The following is a 1,398-nucleotide window of genomic DNA, read 5'->3' on the forward strand; positions in this document are numbered from 1 at the left end:
ACTTTTCTTGCTTTACTATTCGAAATAAACAGTATATTTGAAAGAAATAAACGATAGTTTTTTCACAGACTGACGTTGGCAAACAGCTAAAAAAAAACGAAACGAATAAAAAGAGAATCTTAAATATTTAAGAAATAAATTACAACTTAGTTAATGGAAAAAATTACTCCGAAAATAAAATATTTAGGATTTTATCAATTGATTGGCGGAATAATCGGAATTCTAAATACAATAAGATTTCTTCCAAATTTTACTCAAATCAATGGCGGAATATTTCTACTTTTATTAGCTATTTTTCTTTTGTACAGTTTTTCAGTTTTTTGTGGATATTTATTACTCAAAAAACGGAATATTGAAGGCTTAAATCTTTCGATTTATAATCAATTAATCCAAATCGTAGGTTTTGGTGTTTTAGGATATGCTTTCCATTTTACAGCTGGAATTTACGGTGGAATAAAACTGAATTTGACAAATGACACAATTATTAATTTTATGTTTGGACATAGTATGGCAAGAATTGACATAAATAATCTAAATGGATTCACAGAAATAAGCATAAATTTTATTGCGATAATACTTTTGAATCTAATTTTTAATCTGAAATCTGAAGTGGAAAAAGTAGCAGAAGCGTAAAAACTAATTGGAAAGTACAAAATAGCCGATTTGCCAACAGCTGTTTTGAGCTAGCTGGAGTTTAGTGGAATTAGCGTTTCGCATCAAGTTTTCGTTAAGCCGAAAATTGAGCGGTTACGAACTTCCAGCCATCTCAAAGCAGCGGGACGTTAGCGGATATCTTCGCGGAAAATTCACGAGAATTAAAAAACAATGTGAAATAAAGAAACTATTCAAAAATAACAACAAACCATAAAAATTTTAAAAATGGCAGAAAGTAAAATTATAGTAAGAATGTCTAAAAGTACTGGGATTTATAATAAAAGTAATAAGTACGAAATACTCTTTAACAATAAATCTAAAGCTGAACTTGATTGCGTAAATAACAGACAAATATTTATTGCAGAAAGCGGAAAAAATATTATTCAGATTAAAAATGAAAATACCACTATTGTAAAAGAGATAAATATAAAATATGCTCAAGACATAACTATAACTATTAATGCAAGTGTTACTTATAAATTAGGTTTGGGAATTATTATAGGAATTGCAATTACAGGTTTAATTGTTCAATTAATTATTGCCAAAAAAGTAATATTGCCTTTAATATTTATTCCATTTATTTCATTACTTTTCGTAAAAAAAGAAAATTTTCCAAATAGTTTTGAGATAACAAGTAGTAAATAAGACATCCGCTAACAGCTAGGGTTTCGTTGCGTGCGCAGCACAAACAATGAAACCCGGGTTGAACGGAACCGATTGTACGTCCGTGAACACTTATGGAGT

2 protein-coding genes are annotated in these 1,398 nt (G+C 28.9%); both read left to right on the plus strand.

Annotation, left to right across the window (positions count from 1 at the left end):
- The first annotated feature begins 153 nt into the window (after window positions 1–153).
- Window positions 154–633, plus strand: coding sequence for a hypothetical protein (locus ACEN2F_RS14625; protein ID WP_441740528.1), 480 nt, complete (start codon window positions 154–156; stop codon window positions 631–633).
- A gap of 246 nt (window positions 634–879) precedes the next feature.
- Entirely contained in the window at window positions 880–1,299 is a 420-nt protein-coding gene (locus tag ACEN2F_RS14630; protein WP_441740530.1) for a hypothetical protein, read from the plus strand.
- Window positions 1,300–1,398 lie beyond the last annotated feature (99 nt).

Origin of the sequence: Flavobacterium sp. W20_MBD1_R3 (assembly GCF_052119725.1) — a bacterium.
Classification (GTDB): Bacteria; Bacteroidota; Bacteroidia; order Flavobacteriales; family Flavobacteriaceae; genus Flavobacterium.